The organism is Streptomyces swartbergensis (assembly GCF_002148965.1).
Lineage (GTDB): Bacteria > Actinomycetota > Actinomycetes > Streptomycetales > Streptomycetaceae > Streptomyces > Streptomyces swartbergensis.
In genome coordinates this window covers 1-13362 of sequence record NZ_NGFN01000043.1, presented here as the reverse complement: position 1 = coordinate 13362, position 13362 = coordinate 1, and the positions used below count along the sequence as shown (strand labels likewise).

At 70.3% G+C, this 13362-nt stretch carries 31 protein-coding genes; 24 read left to right on the top strand and 7 right to left on the bottom strand.

The window, feature by feature from the left end; genetic code table 11:
• Window positions 1–43: 43 nt before the first annotated feature.
• On the bottom strand, window positions 44–379 hold the full coding sequence (locus tag CA983_RS10085; protein ID WP_158101850.1) for a type II toxin-antitoxin system prevent-host-death family antitoxin: 336 nt from the start codon (window positions 377–379) through the stop codon (window positions 44–46).
• Between the two features lie 128 nt (window positions 380–507).
• On the opposite strand from CA983_RS10085, the gene CA983_RS10080 reads away from it, so the two are divergent.
• The 22 genes from CA983_RS10080 (at window position 508) to CA983_RS09980 (ending at window position 9608) form a co-directional block, all read left to right on the top strand.
• Window positions 508–1479 (top strand): hypothetical protein, encoded by a 972-nt coding sequence (locus CA983_RS10080; protein ID WP_086600532.1) that lies wholly within the window; start codon window positions 508–510, stop codon window positions 1477–1479.
• Window positions 1476–2099, top strand: a complete 624-nt coding sequence (locus tag CA983_RS10075; protein ID WP_086600531.1) for a zinc finger domain-containing protein — start codon at window positions 1476–1478, stop codon at window positions 2097–2099. The genes CA983_RS10080 and CA983_RS10075 overlap by 4 nt, the downstream gene beginning before the upstream one ends.
• Window positions 2096–2425: a hypothetical protein gene (locus CA983_RS10070; protein WP_086600530.1), complete on the top strand. Its 330-nt coding sequence runs from the start codon at window positions 2096–2098 to the stop codon at window positions 2423–2425. The genes CA983_RS10075 and CA983_RS10070 overlap by 4 nt, the downstream gene beginning before the upstream one ends.
• Window positions 2422–2634 (top strand): hypothetical protein, encoded by a 213-nt coding sequence (locus CA983_RS10065; protein ID WP_086600529.1) that lies wholly within the window; start codon window positions 2422–2424, stop codon window positions 2632–2634. The genes CA983_RS10070 and CA983_RS10065 overlap by 4 nt, the downstream gene beginning before the upstream one ends.
• Entirely contained in the window at window positions 2631–2939 is a 309-nt protein-coding gene (locus CA983_RS10060; protein ID WP_086600528.1) for a zinc finger domain-containing protein, read from the top strand. The genes CA983_RS10065 and CA983_RS10060 overlap by 4 nt, the downstream gene beginning before the upstream one ends.
• Complete coding sequence (locus CA983_RS10055; protein WP_086600527.1) at window positions 2936–3265, top strand: hypothetical protein; 330 nt, start codon at window positions 2936–2938, stop codon at window positions 3263–3265. The genes CA983_RS10060 and CA983_RS10055 overlap by 4 nt, the downstream gene beginning before the upstream one ends.
• 106 nt (window positions 3266–3371) lie before the next feature.
• Window positions 3372–3716, top strand: coding sequence for a hypothetical protein (locus CA983_RS10050; RefSeq protein WP_086600526.1), 345 nt, complete (start codon window positions 3372–3374; stop codon window positions 3714–3716).
• Window positions 3713–3976 (top strand): hypothetical protein, encoded by a 264-nt coding sequence (locus tag CA983_RS10045; RefSeq protein WP_086600525.1) that lies wholly within the window; start codon window positions 3713–3715, stop codon window positions 3974–3976. The genes CA983_RS10050 and CA983_RS10045 overlap by 4 nt, the downstream gene beginning before the upstream one ends.
• 103 nt (window positions 3977–4079) lie before the next feature.
• On the top strand, window positions 4080–4490 hold the full coding sequence (locus CA983_RS10040) for a hypothetical protein (RefSeq protein ID WP_086600524.1): 411 nt from the start codon (window positions 4080–4082) through the stop codon (window positions 4488–4490).
• Window positions 4483–4722, top strand: a complete 240-nt coding sequence (locus CA983_RS10035) for a hypothetical protein (protein ID WP_086600523.1) — start codon at window positions 4483–4485, stop codon at window positions 4720–4722. The genes CA983_RS10040 and CA983_RS10035 overlap by 8 nt, the downstream gene beginning before the upstream one ends.
• 152 nt (window positions 4723–4874) lie before the next feature.
• Entirely contained in the window at window positions 4875–5027 is a 153-nt protein-coding gene (locus CA983_RS46180; RefSeq protein ID WP_158101849.1) for a hypothetical protein, read from the top strand.
• A 46-nt stretch (window positions 5028–5073) separates the two neighbouring features.
• A complete protein-coding gene (locus tag CA983_RS10030) occupies window positions 5074–5469 on the top strand; it encodes a hypothetical protein (protein ID WP_086600522.1) in 396 nt (131 codons plus the stop codon).
• A 95-nt stretch (window positions 5470–5564) separates the two neighbouring features.
• Window positions 5565–6347 carry a hypothetical protein gene (locus tag CA983_RS10025; protein WP_086600521.1) on the top strand — a complete coding sequence of 261 codons (783 nt, stop codon included), beginning with the start codon at window positions 5565–5567 and terminating at the stop codon, window positions 6345–6347.
• Window positions 6344–6523 carry a hypothetical protein gene (locus CA983_RS10020; protein WP_086600520.1) on the top strand — a complete coding sequence of 60 codons (180 nt, stop codon included), beginning with the start codon at window positions 6344–6346 and terminating at the stop codon, window positions 6521–6523. Before CA983_RS10025 ends, CA983_RS10020 begins: the two co-directional genes overlap by 4 nt.
• Entirely contained in the window at window positions 6520–6762 is a 243-nt protein-coding gene (locus CA983_RS10015) for a helix-turn-helix domain-containing protein (RefSeq protein WP_086600519.1), read from the top strand. Before CA983_RS10020 ends, CA983_RS10015 begins: the two co-directional genes overlap by 4 nt.
• Window positions 6759–6977: a hypothetical protein gene (locus CA983_RS10010; protein WP_086600518.1), complete on the top strand. Its 219-nt coding sequence runs from the start codon at window positions 6759–6761 to the stop codon at window positions 6975–6977. Before CA983_RS10015 ends, CA983_RS10010 begins: the two co-directional genes overlap by 4 nt.
• Window positions 6974–7639, top strand: a complete 666-nt coding sequence (locus CA983_RS47755; RefSeq protein ID WP_107500216.1) for a hypothetical protein — start codon at window positions 6974–6976, stop codon at window positions 7637–7639. The genes CA983_RS10010 and CA983_RS47755 overlap by 4 nt, the downstream gene beginning before the upstream one ends.
• A complete protein-coding gene (locus CA983_RS47750; protein ID WP_107500215.1) occupies window positions 7636–8028 on the top strand; it encodes an SLOG family protein in 393 nt (130 codons plus the stop codon). Before CA983_RS47755 ends, CA983_RS47750 begins: the two co-directional genes overlap by 4 nt.
• Complete coding sequence (locus CA983_RS09995; RefSeq protein ID WP_143645472.1) at window positions 8025–8297, top strand: hypothetical protein; 273 nt, start codon at window positions 8025–8027, stop codon at window positions 8295–8297. The genes CA983_RS47750 and CA983_RS09995 overlap by 4 nt, the downstream gene beginning before the upstream one ends.
• Before the next feature lie 122 nt (window positions 8298–8419).
• A complete protein-coding gene (locus CA983_RS09990; RefSeq protein ID WP_086600514.1) occupies window positions 8420–8893 on the top strand; it encodes a DUF4429 domain-containing protein in 474 nt (157 codons plus the stop codon).
• Between the two features lie 170 nt (window positions 8894–9063).
• On the top strand, window positions 9064–9348 hold the full coding sequence (locus CA983_RS09985; RefSeq protein ID WP_086600513.1) for a hypothetical protein: 285 nt from the start codon (window positions 9064–9066) through the stop codon (window positions 9346–9348).
• A 17-nt stretch (window positions 9349–9365) separates the two neighbouring features.
• A complete protein-coding gene (locus CA983_RS09980) occupies window positions 9366–9608 on the top strand; it encodes a hypothetical protein (RefSeq protein ID WP_086600512.1) in 243 nt (80 codons plus the stop codon).
• A gap of 101 nt (window positions 9609–9709) precedes the next feature.
• Here CA983_RS09980 and CA983_RS46655 read toward each other — a convergent pair whose 3' ends face one another.
• The 5 genes from CA983_RS46655 to CA983_RS09960 all read right to left on the bottom strand — a co-directional run bounded on the left by CA983_RS46655 (window position 9710) and on the right by CA983_RS09960 (window position 11978).
• Window positions 9710–9859, bottom strand: a complete 150-nt coding sequence (locus CA983_RS46655) for a hypothetical protein (protein WP_167407350.1) — start codon at window positions 9857–9859, stop codon at window positions 9710–9712.
• 84 nt (window positions 9860–9943) lie between these two features.
• Entirely contained in the window at window positions 9944–10561 is a 618-nt protein-coding gene (locus CA983_RS49450) for an endonuclease domain-containing protein (protein ID WP_158101848.1), read from the bottom strand.
• The gene (locus tag CA983_RS09970; RefSeq protein WP_086600510.1) at window positions 10558–10968 is read right to left on the bottom strand and encodes an NUDIX hydrolase; all 411 of its coding nucleotides are present in this window, start codon (window positions 10966–10968) and stop codon (window positions 10558–10560) included. The genes CA983_RS49450 and CA983_RS09970 overlap by 4 nt, the downstream gene beginning before the upstream one ends.
• A complete protein-coding gene (locus CA983_RS09965; RefSeq protein WP_086600509.1) occupies window positions 10965–11591 on the bottom strand; it encodes an NUDIX hydrolase in 627 nt (208 codons plus the stop codon). Before CA983_RS09965 ends, CA983_RS09970 begins: the two co-directional genes overlap by 4 nt.
• 138 nt (window positions 11592–11729) lie before the next feature.
• Window positions 11730–11978: a hypothetical protein gene (locus tag CA983_RS09960; protein WP_086600508.1), complete on the bottom strand. Its 249-nt coding sequence runs from the start codon at window positions 11976–11978 to the stop codon at window positions 11730–11732.
• Window positions 11979–12244: 266 nt separating this feature from the next.
• Between CA983_RS09960 and CA983_RS09955 the strand changes: the two genes are divergently transcribed.
• Entirely contained in the window at window positions 12245–12715 is a 471-nt protein-coding gene (locus CA983_RS09955) for a DUF6907 domain-containing protein (RefSeq protein ID WP_143645471.1), read from the top strand.
• Window positions 12712–12981 (top strand): hypothetical protein, encoded by a 270-nt coding sequence (locus CA983_RS09950; RefSeq protein WP_086600506.1) that lies wholly within the window; start codon window positions 12712–12714, stop codon window positions 12979–12981. Before CA983_RS09955 ends, CA983_RS09950 begins: the two co-directional genes overlap by 4 nt.
• A 167-nt stretch (window positions 12982–13148) precedes the next feature.
• Here the strand turns inward: CA983_RS09950 and CA983_RS47130 are convergent.
• On the bottom strand, window positions 13149–13362 hold a 214-nt coding region (locus CA983_RS47130), incomplete at its 5' end, for a hypothetical protein (protein ID WP_208636929.1).

The following is a 13362-nucleotide window of genomic DNA, read 5'->3' as shown; positions in this document are numbered from 1 at the left end:
CCCCGCGCAAGCGGGGCCCCGGAGGAGAGGAGGGGAGATGCGGTCAGAGGAGCAGGTGGTATGCCCCGCCCTCGAGCACCTCATGGAGTTCGGGGTCCTTCTCCGCTACGCGGGCGGCGAACTCGGGGTCCTGGAACAGCGCGTCCAGCTTGTGCACCAGCTCGCTGAACGCCTTCTCCTTCTCGCTGGGCCCCTTGACCCGGCTGAACATCGCTGGCGTCACGACGTAGGCGCGACGCTCGCCGCGCTCTGTGAACGCGCCGGGACGACCGTCCTCGCGGACGCCGCGGATCAGGCGGGTGAGCTGGGCCCGCGCCTCGGTCATGGAGACCTCGGCCACGCCGTCGTCTGCGATCTGAATGCCCTGGTCAGCAGCCATGGTCAGAGTGTAAGTCATTTCCAATCCTTCCATTCTTTCCAATCTTTAAAGTAGTATGGCAGCGCCAGGTACGGCGTGCCAAGAGCCCACGACGACCCCTGCCTTCAGCCCAACCGAAAGAAGTCCCGATGCCCTGGTTCAGGATCGACGACAAGGCTCACTCCCACCCGAAGCTGATCAAGGCTGGGAATGCTGCGCTCGGTCTCTGGCTGCGCTGCGGCTCCTACGCCGCCCAGCACCTGACCGACGGCATCGTGCCCGGCGTAGTCGCCGAGCTGTACGGCACCAAGCCACAGGCAGCCAAGCTCATCAAGGCCGGACTGTGGCACGAACACGGCCACAACTGCCCCGACGGATGCCCCAACCCGGCGCCCGGCGACTACGTCTTCCACGACTTCCTCGAGGACGGCCGCAACACCTCCCGCGCCCGCGCCGAGGCCGAGCGGAAGAAGGCCCGCGACCGCCAGTCGAAGCACCGCGAAGGTGCCCGCAGCGACCACGGCCGAGCCCAAAAAGGCGACCGAAACGCCGACGAATCGAAGGACTTTACCTTCGATTCGTCCTCCAAAAAAAGTGAAAGTGCCTCGGAAAATTCTCAAAGTTCCGACAGCAGTGCAGGTCAGAGGGGCCCGTCACGGCGTGACGCTTCCGTCACGGGTATCCATGCCGGTGCCACTCCATACCCCAGTACTTCCTACGGAAGTACTGGTGCTGCAAGCGAGCCGCGACCAGACGGCCTCCCCGACCCCCTCGCCGAACTGAAGCGTGGCATCGCCAACGCGGGCCTCGCAGGCGTCGCCTGGGACCTCCGAGAATCCGGCTGGGAGTACACGCGGCAAGCCACCAACCGCGTCGGCGTGGCCGCCATGGTCGCCTACGCCGTCAACTCCGCCCGCCTCAAAGGCGTACCCGCCGGAGCCTCCGCCTGGGTCCAGGGCTGGAGAAGCCTCGAGGCCCCCGAAGCGCAGGGCGACGTCACCTACCTGCCCGCCGCCGTCGGACAGACCGGCCCGGCCAGCCGCAATCAGCAAGAAGTCGACGACTGGGCCAGCCGCGCCATGGCCCGAGCCCGAGCCCGAATGGATCAGGAGGACCAGTGACCCCCGACGAGACCGTGATGCTCGCCCGCTATGTGCGAGCCCTGTGCCCCCAGCAGAAGTTCGACGAGTACACCCCGGACGCCTGGCACGACGTCCTCGCCGACTTCGCGCTCGCTGACGCTCGTGCAGCTGCCGCTTCGGTGGCCCGTAAGCAGCCGTTCGTCAGCCCCGCCGAGATCATCGCCGAGATCCGCCGGACCCGTGACGACCGCGCCGCGGACATCCAGGGCCCGGGCCTCCCCGCCGAGGTCCCGGACGCAGACCCGGATGACGTACAGGCCTACCTCGCTGCCCTCCGCGGTCAGCGCACCCGGGCCGCCGATGGCCAGGTGATGAGACGCCGTCCGGTCGCCGAGTTGCTGGCCGGCGTGGGGCGGGAGATCCCGGACGAGGTGGCCGCGGTGCGGCGGCCGGGCCCACTCGGCATCGAGTGCCCTGCCTGTGGGGCGCCGATAGGCCGGCCGTGCCGGATGGAGAACGGCCGGGAGCGCGCCCCGCACTCTGCGCGGTCTGGCCGTGACGAGCAGGCGGAGATTGCGCGCCGCAGGGCGGCTTCTGCCCGGATCCTCGGCGGCCAGCAGGCGGACCAGGCCGACGTCGACGAGGAGGCCGCATCGTGACCGCCGCCGACTGGGAGCCCGAGCTCGAGGACATCAAGGCGATGCGCGCCGAGGGCGGGGGAGCGGACCTAAGGGCGTTCATGCGACAGCAGATCGACATCGGCAAGGCCCGCCGCGAGGAGCCCGCCAAGAAGCCGGCTGCGCCTCGGCCGCCTGGTCACCGGCCCGGCGCCTGGCCCACCGGCAGCAGCCCGCCGGGCCCGCCTCCGGAGTGGTCCCTGCCGAAAGCCGCCTGGGACGCGGCCGTCAAGCACTACCGCAACACCCAGCACTTCCCCGACCAGCCCTGCGACTGCGGCAACTGCCCGCCCGAGGAGACCCGATGAAGCCCGAGATCGAATTCAGCAACGCCGCCCAGCGGCTCCGCACGGCCTCTGACACGCCCTTGGAGGCCGACGTCGTCCAGTACGTCGGCGACTGGCTGGGCTGCCTGGCCATGCTCGACCCGTCCGAGCGGGGTGGCGACACGTGCGGCTGGTGCGGCAGCAACCACGCCCTCGACATCGCCCGCACCGTGAACGGGGGCCGTCGATGACCACTCGCCGCCCTGCCGCCCCGATGCCGGAGTCGATCCGTCACGGCCTGCGCGCCAAGCAGCACCCGGCCCGCTCCGTGCCCTGCCCGCACTGCGGGGCCGCCGCCCACCGGCCGTGCGTCCTCCGCACCCGCAACCAGGTCATGACCCAGCCGCACCCGCAGCGCATCTCCGCCTGGGCGCAGACCACGGCCTGCTGCCCGCAGTGCCAGGTCACCCCCACCGTGCCCTGCCACGAGGACGGGCGGGCTCGCCTCACCGTCCACAACCGCCGCTACCAGGAAGCCGAGGAAACCGCCGCGTGAGCCGCAACTGCAACATCGACGACTGCGCCACCCCGGCCCGACCCGGCCGCCGCCTCTGCGACAAGCACCGCACACGCATCCGCCGACACGGCGACCCCGACTTCACCGAGTGGACCGTCGCTGACGAGTTCGACGTCGAGTTGATCGTCACCGAACGCCGGCCCGTTGAGGGCTTGACCCGGCTGGAGCGGGTGATGGTCGCCCGCGGTCTAAGCGAGCGTGACGTGCCTGCCGAGGAGGTCGCCCGCATCGTCGGCGTCACCCCGCGGAGCGTCTACCGCTGGCGCTCCGAGGGCTTCCAGCCCGCCGCATGGGCCGCCGCATGACCGCCGCCACGGGCCCGACCCCGCCGTCGGACATGTGCACCTGCGCCCTGTGCGGCGGCAACCCCAACAGCCACACCACCCACCGACCCCAGGAAGGGAACGCCGCGTGAAGCCGATCCCGCTCGACGCGGACTTGCTGTTCGTCGAGAGCCTCTCCACCGGGACGGTGCACATCGCCGTCCGCTACGAGGCGCACCACCTCGCCGAGGACGAGGTGACGGAGGTGGTCTCGGGTGGCGCGGCCTTCGTGGCTTTGTCGATCTCCCCGACCGTGACGCGCTGCGGCAAGCGGACCTTCCCGCAGTTCGAACGAGACCACGTGAAGACCGGCCGCTTCCGCGACGAGCAGCTGTGCGCCGCCTGCTACCGCACTCTCGCCCCGGAGGACCAGGAGCGCGCCTTCGAGCATGCCCAGCCTGGCGACGAAGACGACGAGGAGGAGGCCGCATGAGGAACCGCTACGCCCGGTACCGCGCTCAAGAGGCGGTCGTTCACGGCGACGGCACCCGTCACTGCAACTGGTGCGGCGCCCATATCGACCCCGTCGACTGGTGCGGCGAGTGCCGAACCCTCGAGGCGCCCTGCGCCACCAAGGGCGGACCCCATCGCCGGCTCCGCAAGCGTGCTGACGCCGCCTTCTGCGACAGCGAGTGCCGCAGTGCCTACCACCGCGACACCGGGCCCGAGATCACCGCGCACCGCTACCGATGACCGCCCGGCCCGCCGCCCGCACGGCGGATGCGCCGCCCGAGATCCACCCCGACCAGACCGCCCTACCACTGACCCCCTTCCAGCCCACCTTGGAGAGCCTGTGATGACCGACCGTCCGAAGCGTGCGATGACGATGCGGGAGATCCGCGAAGGGCTCGGCCACACCGTCCCCGCCGACGGCATCCCCGAGCCCACTGTTCAGCCGACCGGATACGTGGTCTCCTGCCTGCCCGAGGGCCACGACGACCGGTGGACGTTCACCATCCAGGTCAAGTACGCGGGCGACGGCCTCTTCGCCGTCCGCCACGGCATCCGCGACTACGGCACCGACGGCACCTGGGACTACGAGCCGAGCTGGCCCGAGCACGGCATCGACGAGAGCGTCGAGTGGTTGAACGCGCACCGCTTCGACCACGACACGGCGCTCCGCCTCGCTAAGCAGCTGGCCCCGACGCTGACGTACCGCGGCCGGTCCGTCGCCGACGTCCTCGCCGAGGAGACCACTCGTGGCTGACTTCACGTCCGAGACGGTCACCCGCCGCATTCACCGCTGGGTCGTCCCTGCCGCCGAGCCGTGGGGTGCTGCCGCTGCCGAGATCGGCAAAGCCTGGGCGGTCGCCGAGCTGGCGTACCGGGAAGCCCACGGGCTCGACCGCGAACAGCCGCTCCACGACGACGCGTTGCGGTTCCACGTCCGAGACGAGGCGGTCGTCATCGAGTTCACGACCGACACCCCCGCCCCGTGACCGCATGCGGCCCGCGGCGGCGCCTATCCGCCGCGGGCTTGCCCCGCACCGTACCCGCCGCGGGCGGGKACCGGTCGATCGGCGAAACCCGCCCGCCGCGCGTTGACGCCCGCCTAGCCCCGCCGCGTACCCGCCCACCGAGGAGGACCTGCATGCCTGCCCGTATCGCCGCCGACTTCCGCATCGACGCCGTCGACCTGGCTCCGGCCGACTTCGACGAGTTGCGTGCCCGGCTGGAGGAGGTGGCCGCCGCCTACAAGGCCGACGTGACCGTCCTCCACCGCGAATACGACACCCAGCAGTAACCCCCGCCCCGCCCGCACACCGGGCACCGAACCCGAGGAGACACCCGTGAGCATCCACGACGATCACGTTCAGCACACCTGGAACCTCACCAGCGACGACGGCGACCGCTTCACCATCGAGCTGTGGACGGACGGCTACAGCGTCCGCGTCCACGGCAGCCCCGACGACGGCCACGACGACGACCGCGGCCGGGAAGCGATCGAGGAGCAGCTCCTGCCCAAGTACGCGGCGGCCGGATACCGGATCGCCAGCAGCTACGCCGTGAACGACCCGGCGTCCCTCGACGACGAGGAGCCGACCGGGGAGCCGGACGGCAAGCCCGAGGCGTGCCCCGAGTGCGGCGACCCCGTCGAGTACATCGCCAACCACTGCGCCGACTTCCGTGAGGGCGAGGCGTGGCTGTGCACCGGCTGCCGCTGGGGCCAGTGGATCACCGCCTGAACGAAGCGGCCCGGCTGGGTCATAGCCAGCCGGGCCTGTCCGCAGCCTCCCACACCCGCCGCCCGACCGGGACGGCCCCACACCAGGAGACACCTGTGACCAACACCGAGACCGCCCGCGAGCTGCTGTACCGGCACGGCCTGCCCGAGGACGTCATCGACGGCGCCCTCTGCCTGCACGCCCAGGAACTCGCCTCCGTGCAGCGTAAGGACGCTGCCGTGTGGGGCGTGGACACGGCTGCCGGGCAACACCGACTGGCCGCCGCCGACTTGATCGACCCGACGCACGCCGTGCCTGCCGCCGTGCCGCCTGTGGACCGGGCCGCGCTCCACGACCGCATCGCCGCCGCCTTGGCCCGAGAGGACGCCCGCACCTGTGGCTGGGGCCACGGGTTCCTGGACCGTTACGGCGCGGACGCTGAGACCGACGGGTTCGTCGACGCGGTCCTGGCCGTGCTGCCCGAGCCCGCCGACCGGGCCGAGTGGGACGCCCTGTGCCGCGACGCCGACCGGCTCCGGAAGGACGGGGTGCAGCTGCGTGCCCGCGCGGACCGCATCGACGCCATGGTGCAGCAGCTGTGCGCCGACCGGGCCGCCGTCCTGCTGGAAGCCGCCGACTGCGCCGAGATCGTCGCCCTCCGGCTCCGCATGAAGCACGACGTGGGGGCAGCCAACGGCGCCTACGAGGTGATGGCCGAGCTGCGCCGGATGGCCGCCGAGGCGCAGACCGGCACCGAGGCCCCCGCCCGGGACTGCCCCGCCTGTGAGGCCGGGATCGGCCACAGCGAACACTGCCCGACTCCCGAGACCCACAAGTGGGGCTGCGGCTGCCATACGGACCCCGCCGCCGAGGCGCAGCAGGACGGGGCCCAGTCGTGACCCGCGCGCCGCTGCGCTGGCAGCCCGACGACGGCAGTGCCGCGATCCTCGCCGCCTACGCCCGCCGCGGTGAACGCCCCGGCGCTGTTCTCCGCCGCGCCCTGCTGCTGTTGGCCCGCGCCGACGGGGTGTTGGACATCCGCGGCAGGGTGCCCCGACCCAGGAGGCGGCCGTGAGACCCCTGACCGCCCGGCAGCGGCAGGTGCTGCTGCTCGCCGCGAACGGCAACACCAACGCCGCGATCGGCCGGCGGCTCGGCATCCACCGCACGACCGTCGACCGCCACCTCAGCGAGATCTTCCGTGCACTCGGCGCCGCAGACCGCGCCCAAGCCGTCGCCATCGCCCTCGCCGTGGGGGAGATCGGCGTGCACCTGATCCACATCCCCGACGCGCAACGAGAGGCAGCCGCATGAGCCACGAGTTCGTTCCCGGCTCGCGGTGCCGCAAGGGCCGCCCGTCGATGACGCCGGAGCAGCAGGCCCTCACCGACGAACTGTCCCGCCGGGCCGCCCAACTGTGGGCTGAGGCCGACGGTGAACTGTCCATCGCGGAGGCCGTCGAGCTCGCCGCCTTCCAGCTCGGCGCCAAAACCACCCAGACCGTCACAGAATCCCGGAGTGAGTCGTGAACGCCGATCGCCGCACCGCCGAACAGGCCCCAGGAAAGCCGCTGAGCGCCCCTCTCGCGGCCTCAACCCCCGAAGTCGGTGTCTCGGGAGGCTCCGACCCCCTCAACGGGCCGCAGGCGGGCGCTCAGCGATTCCAGACCGAGCCGCAGACCCGCGGCCCCGTCGACTGGGCCCGCCAGCAAGCCGCCGAACGCGCCCAGCGGTCCGCCCCCGGCGACCTCCACACCCAGATCACCGCCGCCATCCGCGACACCCCCGCCCGCTACCCCGACGACATTGCCGCTGCTGTCTGGCGCGTCGTCCAGTCCGAAGTTGACCACCTGCGGGAGCAGGCAGAGGCGTGGCGCCGCAAAGCCGTCCGCCGCGCCATCCGCATCAGCAAGCTGCAAGGCACCCTCCAGGCTGTCACCGACCTCGCCAGCGAGGAGATCACCGCCCGCACTGAATGGGGCGACGGCTACCGGGCCGCGATCGCCGACCTGCAGGAAGTCCTCCGCGAGTTCGGGCACCTGCCGGTCACGGTCCCCGCGTCGTCTGGCGAGTGGCTGCGCGCCGGAACCCGCGACCTGTCCATCCCCGCCCACGATGCCGGCCCCAGCGTCCGCGAGGCCGCCGCCAACGACCGGCGCTGGTGGAACGGCGAGAAGACGGGGGAGCAGTGAAGCCGTACCGCGTCCTCGTCACCGGCAGCAGGGACTGGGAGGACGTCCGCACCCTGCGCCGAGCCCTCAACGACGTCCTCGCCCAACTGCCCAGTCCTGCCGTCCCCGTGATCGTCGTGCACGGCGACTGCCCCAACGGTGCAGACCGGCAGGCGTCTGCGTGGGTCCGAGACACCCAACGCGGCCCGCTGTTCGTCGTCGCCGAGGAGAAGCACCCGGCGAACTGGCAGATCAACGGCAAGCGCGCCGGGTTCATCCGCAACGCCCACATGATCAACCTCGGCGCAGACCTGTGCCTCGCCGTCATCCGCAACGGCAGCCGCGGCGCCAGCCACACCGCCGCCCTCGCCGAACAAGCCGGCATCCCCGTCCGGCGGTGGACCGCGTGACCACCGAGCAGCTCACCCTCGACATGCCGGCCGCTCCCGAGCCTGCCGCGCGCACCTACTGGGAGCACCGCGGGCCGAACCAGTGGGAGCCGGTCACGGTCCGTACCCGCTACGCCGTCCCCGTCCCGCCGCCGAACGTCCCGTTCCCGCACCTGCACCTCGGGCGGACCGCGCCGCGGAACGTTCTCGTCGAACGGGCGGACGGCAGCCGGGACGTGCGGCCCGTTCGGCTCCTCCGCACCAAGCAGCCACGCGGACGCGACGGATGACCCGGCCCCGCACACGACGGACGCCCCCGCACCTCACCCGAGGCGCGGGGGCGTTTCGCATGCCCGCCCCCGGCGCCCGGCCGGCATGCCAGAATGCCGCCTCCAAGCACCAAGGGGGGCGCATGTTAGAAGCCAAAGGCCACAACGGGCAGGTCCAATTCGACGGCCAGACCGTGACCATCACCCGCAAGGGCATCCTCGGCCGGCTCAGCGTCGGCAAGGGCGAGAAACGCTTCCACATCTCGCAGATCAGCAGCGTGCAGTGGAAGCCTGCCGGGCCGTTCGTCAATGGGTTCATCGCCTTCAGCGCGGCCGGCGGCAACGAGCGGCGGTCGAAGTTCGGCAGCCAGACCAGCAGCGCCGTCAACGACGAGAACTCGGTGCTGTTCGTTCGGGGCAAGCAGCAGGCCGCATTCGAGGAACTGCGGGCCGCCATCGAAACCGCCATCGCCACCCACCACGGGCCCGGCCCATCCGCCGCCCAGCCGACCGCGTCGACTGCCGATGAGCTCGCCAAACTCGCCAGCCTCCGCGACCAGGGCGTCATTAGCGACGACGAGTTCCAGCAGCAGAAACAGCGGATCCTCGGGCAGTGACGACGAAGCCCCCACTCGATCGAGTGGGGGCTTCCTGCTGCCCGGCGGAAGCGGGCGACGTTGAAGAACATGTCGGACATAGGGAATGTCCGGTCGACCCCACTCTAGGGCAACTACTGGTGCGCTACGGTGGGCGATGAGACACGAAGTTTGCACGGTCGGAGGGCAGTATGAGCGAGCAGCCGTGGACCATTGAGTCCATCCGCGACGCCCTCGGCAACCCCGCCCTCGCCCAGCGATTCCTCTCCGAGATCAACAGGGCGCCGGCACACGAGCTGCTACAGGTGTTCACCAAGTGGCAGGGCATCGCGCAACGCACCCTCGACGCCGTCCAGCGTGGGCGGGAGATCGCCGCTGCGGAAGCCCGCGGGGAAGAACCGCCCGGCGAGTGGATTGACGTCACCGAGCGTGTTCTCGCAGATGCTGCCCGAATCAGGTCACAAGGGGCTGCCTGACCTGACAAGGTGGAGCCGTGTACCGGCTCCTCTGCGACGAGACGCTCCTGGCCATCTGGGATTCCCTGCCCGATGACGCCAGCGCACAGCTCACCACCGCGCTCTCCGATGTCTGCCACGAGCCGTACATCGAAACCGAGCCATACGGCATCGACGACGGCACCCACCGCATCTTGGTCCGGCCCCTCGTCACCGCCATCCTCGCCGTCAACGAAGACGCGCGGACCGTGCGGATCTACAGCATCGAACGCCGGCACTGAACGCCGGCACTGAACGCAGGAAGGCCCCCGCTGCGCCATCTGCAGCGGGGGCCTTCCTGCGTTCAGAAGCGCGACACCTCGAGCGCGCCGGCACCGGCGGGCTACTGCTCCCGCGGCTCCTGCCACAGTCGCGCCGCCAGCAAGTCCACCTCGTCCTGCGACAAGCCCGGCTTCACCGCGATCATCATCCGTGTCCCGTCCGGCAACGTCGCCTCACGCATCTCCATATCCGGCTGCTCCGACTCGTTCATTCTTGGGCCTCCATCACTCCTCCGGCACGGTAACCAAGAACACCCCCGCCGAGTGGCTGGGGCGCTTCGGCATGGCGTATGCCGTCAGGCGGCTTCCGACTGCGACGATTGGAGGGCGGCTATCAAGGCGGCCAGTTGGTCGGCCGTCATTGCGGCTCGAAGTGCCGCAGCCGCATCCGATGGTCGGTCGAGCGGGATGCGAACGGAAGCATCCAGGCGTCCATCGGAACTGGCGAGACGGGCTGGCTCGCTGCGAGTGGGGCGCATCCGCTCTCTACGGGCGCGACGCGCCTTCCTCACCTCGGATACAAGCGACCACGCTTCTGCCGTCGGCTGCTGGAAGCTACGAGCCTCGTAATTGCGCGCTGCATCCTCCCACTGGCGGCTGGCGACACCCCAAGCCTTCCTCTCGTCAAAGCACGCCATCACCGCATTGCACCTGTCGCAGAGCAGCCCGCGAACAAACCGGACCTCGGTTCCGGCGTCCCAGAAGTGGTCGACGACGAGTCGCCTTCCTCCGGTCTCCGACTCTGGAGTGGTGCATAGCTCGCAGCGGCCGGCTGCTCGTGCTCGCAGTTGGTCGTACTCGTCGCAGGTCAGTCGGTGAAAGGTGAAGTGGTGGCACGTCGATCCCTCGGGATGATGGCGTGTCTCCGTCCGCCGAGGGCTCGCAGGCTGGGCGCTCGAATCCAGGGGGATCACTCGGCGAGAGCCTCCTCCAGGTACCGCTGAACGGGCTCGTACAGCCCGTAGGGCACGTACTGGGGGATCTCGTCGAGCGTCACCCAGGCGACGGCGTCGAGTTCCTCCTCGTCCGCGACGCGGGCTTCACCCTGGACGACCTTGCATGCGGTGTAGCTCATCATCCGCAGGGTCTTGGGGTGCACCCGCTCGCCGATCAGGTGGGACGCGGTGACAGCCAGGCCGGTCTCTTCGATGGTCTCCCGCACTGCCGCGTCCTCGGCGGCCTCCCCGGGCTCGATGGCGCCGGCCGGGAACTGCCAGGACAGCTCGCCTTCCTTCACGCGGCGGCGGACCATGAGCACTCGGCCGTTGTCAGTGATGATCGCGGCGGAGATGCCGGGCTTGTCGGTGGTGGTCTCGGTCATGCCAGCGCCTCCAGGATCGGCGGATAAATGATCTGTTCTGGGATGAAGCGAGTGAGGGCCGATCGAGGCACCCAGGCCACGTCGGCGTTTTCCAACGGGTCGCGGTTCGTCGCATCACCCATCAGGTATTCGCAGGCCATGTACTCGGCGACGACGCCCGTCGTCGGATGGATGCGAGAGCCCAGTGGCTCACGAACGGTGCATCGGACTCCCGTCTCGGCGTGCGTCTCTTCCACGGCGACGACTGCGGGAGAGGCGCCGGGCTTGACGACGCCCGCCGGGAACTGCCAGGTGAGGGAGTCCGAGCCGCGGCGGCAAACCAGCAGTACGTCGTCGTCCTTGACGACCACGGCGATGGCTACGCGGAGGGCCTGCGCCTCGACGCCGCCAGCAGGGCGGGTGAGGAGAGCGAAGCGTCGTCGCACAGAGTCGGTGGCCCTTTCGTAGGCGGTGTCGAGTGCTGCTTGGATCTCTGTTCGAGGGACGATGTCCGGCGTCGAGTGCCAACTGGCCACGGTCCGGACGGCAACCCCGAGGTGGTCAGCGAATCCGTCGTTCGTCATCCGTAGGGCCTGCTGCAAAGCGCACGCTGAGCTGCCGGTCCACGTGTCGATGACGTCCACTTTGCGCCCCTTGCCTGATCGTCTTGGGCGTTCTGCACTGCGACTGCACTCCTGCTGCATCGGCGCTGCACTGGCCGGTCATGGCGACTCAGCTAGGGCCCGGCTTGACTCAAGGGCATGCAAAGTCGTTGCGGAAGATCACTCTGGCCCGCCCTCTTCGGAGTCGGCGGGCGTGGCGTTGATGCGGTCGGCGATCCGGCGGGCCCACTCCCGGCTGTAGGGAGAGTGCTCGGAGATCGCCGTGAGCGGGACGCCGGCCCGCCGGGCGCCAGCCACGATCTCGTCGAGTCGTTGGCGAGTCTTCATGTGGGCAGCGGTCGCCCGATCGAGCTTTCGCAGCCAGAGCGCCTTCTCGGCGCTGGTGAGGTTGGGAGTGTTCGCTGCCATGTGCTGCATGTTCTCACGCGGGGGCGCCGCGCGGCCAGATTCCGCGTCTACTTTGTTGCGTCAGTTCTTGCGGCCCGGGGTGACCCCGTGCCATGCTGTTCCTGCAACAAAGTAGACGCAGAGCCCCCGGCTTTGCGGCCTACTAGCTGTGCCCACTCCTACCGGACCCAGTCCGCGGGCGCCGCACAAAAGAAGATCGGGCCGGACACCGAGACTCCTACCTCTCAGGCCGGCCCTACCACGAGGAATCTCTGAAAGGTCCCCTCATGGATAGGCAGCAGTCTACCCAGGCACCCCTGGGTTCGGTTCACCCCTTCCCGGCGGTCAAGCCGGGTTACCGCCTGGTGCCGGCCGCGATCGGCCGCAGCACCGGCACCCCGCAGATCGTCGGTATCTACTGTCCGAACTACTGCGTTGAAGATCATGTCGCTGACCGGCAGGTCGCGGTCGAGGACATCGCGCACAGCTCGGAGACCGCGCACACCGGCATCAAGTCGTTCGTCAGCGGTCGGCTGGCGCTGGAGCTGTACGCGACGATCAAGTCGGACCCCGCTTCTGATGACCCGCGGCTGCGGGAGGCGCACATCGTCCTCGACGACGCGAGCGACGACGCGCACCTCACCGTCGACGAGGCCGAGGAGACCGTCGGCCAGCTGCTCGGCCTGGCCGCCGACTTGCAGCGCCTCATCCGCACCGCCCGTCTGCACAACCAGCACACGGCGGAGGTGGCGGCATGACGATCGCTCCCGAGACCCCCACTCTCACCGCCCCGCTTCCTCCGGCCGCCGCCGCTGCGCTGGCCCACGCAGAGGAGACCCTGGCCGGCATGCTGGCCGCCAGCTACGCGTCGGCCGTGCAGACGTGCCGCGGCCTGTCGGCGTCGACGGGCTGGATGGCGCCCGGCGAGTTCGACCGGCTGGCGGACGTGCAGGACGAGCTGGCCATGCACCGCACCCGCCTCGCCAACGCTGGCCGCCTGGACCTGGTCGAGGGTGCGGCGTGAGCGCCGCCGACGAGTCGCCGCGTCCGGAGCCGACGCCGGATCTGCCGCCGCTGCCGCAGGACACCGCCGCCCGCCGCCGGGCGATGAAGGTCCGGAAGTGGTGACGGTGGGGCGCTGTTCCGCCGCCCACCCGGAGGACCCGACGCCGTGTGACGGTCCGGTGGTGGTCACGATCCTCGACCGCCGTAACACCGGGGTGGACGGCTGCGAGCACCATGGTGCCCGCTTGCTGGCTTCGCTGGAGGGCGGCCAGCGTTGGCGAGGCGGGTGCGGTGCATGGCCAGCTCGTCCTGCACGTCCGCCAGCCGGTCGAACTCGCCGGGCGCCATCCAGCCCGTCGACGCCGACAGGCCGCGGCACGTCTGCACGGCCGACGCGTAG